2 protein-coding genes and 1 pseudogene are annotated in these 2,868 nt (G+C 64.7%); 1 reads left to right on the top strand and 2 read right to left on the bottom strand.

The genetic code is table 11. The annotated features are described in order from the left end of the window. Positions 1-9 precede the first annotated feature (9 nt). Together P2Q66_RS04180 and P2Q66_RS04175 are read right to left on the bottom strand one after the other, a co-directional pair. Positions 10-1,485 carry a DHA2 family efflux MFS transporter permease subunit gene (locus tag P2Q66_RS04180; RefSeq protein WP_115525454.1) on the bottom strand — a complete coding sequence of 492 codons (1,476 nt, stop codon included), beginning with the start codon at positions 1,483-1,485 and terminating at the stop codon, positions 10-12. A 128-nt stretch (positions 1,486-1,613) separates the two neighbouring features. Next, entirely contained in the window at positions 1,614-2,180 is a 567-nt protein-coding gene (locus P2Q66_RS04175; protein ID WP_275725840.1) for a type 1 glutamine amidotransferase domain-containing protein, read from the bottom strand. 239 nt (positions 2,181-2,419) lie between these two features. Between P2Q66_RS04175 and P2Q66_RS04170 the strand changes: the two are divergent. Next, a pseudogene (locus tag P2Q66_RS04170) lies at positions 2,420-2,868 on the top strand (HNH endonuclease); the annotation flags it as partial.

Raw genomic sequence — 2,868 nt, 5'->3', positions numbered from 1 at the left:
CAGTTGGGATCAGTGCCCGCCGTGGCCCGCGCCGGCACCTTCGGTTTTGCGCATCATCGCGGAAAGGACGACGGCGGCGAAGGCGATGACTGTTGCCGTCATGAAGGCGGCGCTCATCCCGGCGACGAGTCCCGACGTCGCGGACACCACGGCGAAGATGGACACGAGCAGCGCCGTGCCGGCGGCGCCGGCAACCTGCTGCGTGGTGCTCATGATCGCTGAACCGTGCGAGTACAGGTGCGGCGGCAGCGGGTTCAGGCCGGTGGTAAACGCCGGCGTGAAGAGCAGCGCCAGGCCGAAACTCAGCCCCACGTGCAAGGTGACGATCCACCAGACTTCCGTGCCGGCGTCGAGCATTGAAAACTGCCAAAGGGTCACGACCATCAGGATGGACCCGGTAACGGTGAGGGGCAGCGGGCCAACCTTGTCGAACAGCCGGCCGATGACCGGGCCCAGGAGGCCCATGGCCAGTCCGCCGGGGAGCAGTGCCAGCCCGGTTTCGAGGGAGCCCAGGCCGCGGACTTCCTGGAGGTAGAGCGGCAGCAGGATCACGCCGCCGAACAGGGCCATCATGGCCACCACCATCAGCAGGACCGAGACGGTGAACATGCGGAAGTTGAACGCGCGGAGGTCCAGCAGCGGGGCGCTGGCCTTCTGCAGCCTGAGCTGGCGGAGGACGAACACGGCGAGGCTGGCCACGCCGATAACCAGGGCAGCAATCGCGGTGGTGCCCGGACCCGCCTGGCCGCCGTGGCCGCCGCCGATCTGGCTCAGGCCGTAGACCAGGCCACCGAACGCGGGGACGGTGAGGAGTACGGACGCGAAGTCGAGTTTGGTCTTCTCCGCTTCGCCCACGTTGGTGAGGTACTTCGCACCGATGGCCAGCGCCGCGAGGGCGACGGGCAGGACGAACACGAACATGAACCGCCAGGTGAAGTGCTCCAGGATCAGGCCTGAAACGGTGGGTCCCATGGCCGGGGCCACCGAGATGGCGATGCTGACGTTGCCCATCACGGCCCCGCGCTTGGCGATCGGGACCAGCGTGAGGATGGTGGTCATCAACAGCGGCAGCATGATGGCCGTGCCGCCCGCCTGGATGATGCGGGCCAGCAGCAGGATCTCGAATCCGGGAGCCACGGCGGCCAGTGCGGTGCCGCCGGCGAAGAGCCCCATGGCCAGCATGAAGACGGCACGGGTGGACAGGCTCTGGAGGATGAAGCCGGTGGTGGGAATGACCACTGCCATGGTCAGCATGAAGCCGGTGGAAAGCCACTGGACCGTGGGTGCGTCCACCTGGAGGTCCACCATGAGCCGCTGGAGGGCTACGTTCATGATGGTCTCGTTGAGGATCACCACAAACGTCGCCACCAACAGGGTGGTGATGATGGTGACGGACTCGCGGGACATCTTCTCCGGCGCGGCGGGCTTGATTCCTTCGGTGTTGACGGACTGGCCGTTGGCGGGCGGAGAGACTTCGGTAGACATGAGTGTTCCCTCAGGGAGAGTAATGAGTCTGGTGCGCGAACATGGCCGCTGCAGATGGCAACACTCTACCGGCTGGAGTAATTCCTCCGCGCGGGATCTTTTTTCAAACCCTGAGGGAACAACAGGTGTCAGGCGGTCTGGCCTGCGTGCTCGCCTTCGGAGATTTCCTCCACCAGCTTGCTGTTGAACGCGGGAAGATCGTCCGGGTTCCGGCTGGTGACCAGGCCCTGGTCAACCACTACTTCCTGGTCCGTCCAGTTGGCGCCGGCGTTCCTGAGGTCCGTTTCGAGCGTGTGGTAGGACGTGACATTGCGGCCCCGCACCACGCCGGCGTCGATGAGCAGCCACGGTCCGTGGCAGATCGAGGCGACCGGTTTGTGCTGTTCGAAGAAGCTTCGCGTGAAGCCCTGCGCGTCTTTGTCCACGCGGAGGTGGTCCGCGTTGACGACGCCGCCGGGCAGGACCAGCGCGTCGTAGTCGGAGGCGTTGGCTTCTGCGACGGTGAGGTCGACGTCGAAGGTGTCGCCCTTTTCCGTGCCGTTGTAGCCCTGCAGCTTGCCGGCCTTGGGGGCCACGAGCGTGGGCACGCCGCCGGCTTCCTTTACCGCCTGCCAGGGGCTGGTCAGCTCAACCTGCTCCACGCCGTCCGTCAGCAGGAATGCGACCTTCTTGCCTGTGATGCTGTGTTCTGACATTTTTCCTCCTCGTGTGAAGCGGCGTGCAGCGCGTCTGCTTCAGGGCGCGGACTACCGCTTCGAGAGTTGTTTGCCTGACGGTTTCCAGCCTAGGAAAGGTGAAAGTAATAAGCAAGCTGACTATTGGAGTGCGGGCGGGCTTTAAGGGTTACGACGGCGGCAGGCTGGCTTGACGCGCCATCTCGCCCTGACTGGGCAACGTACCAAAGAATGTCGTACCCTCCCACGATGATTTAGATATGGGAAACAGCACAGTGATAGCAGCACCATTGGAGGGTGTTTTTGCCACTATGGCTGCCGTCAACGCGCTGTTCCTTGAAGAAGAAGGTATGAAGGCGGCCACCGTCGTTGACGGGAGCGCCGGGGTTGATGTGCTGGAACGGCAGTACGAGATCCGGCTGAAACGGATGGGCCTCGTTTCCCGGCTGGAGGCGCAGGTCGCAGCGATCAAGGCCCGGGATGCCGCCGAGGCCCTCGAACTGCAGGAGGCCATGACCCCGCCCACTGCTTCCCTGCAGGACCGGGTTTTTGCTGAGATGTCCGTCGTGGAGGAGATCGCCGCTGTCCTGACCATCGGTTCGGGGGCCGCCGGGGCGTTCGTCCGCCAGTCTCGGCAGTTGTGCGCGCTGCCGCCGGCCATGAATGCGCTGGCTGCCGGGAACGTGTCCTGGCTGCACGCGCGGATCAT

It is taken from the genome of Arthrobacter sp. Cr_A7 (genome assembly GCF_029222765.1).
Lineage (GTDB): Bacteria > Actinomycetota > Actinomycetes > Actinomycetales > Micrococcaceae > Arthrobacter.
This window is presented reverse-complemented; position numbering and strand designations above follow the sequence as displayed.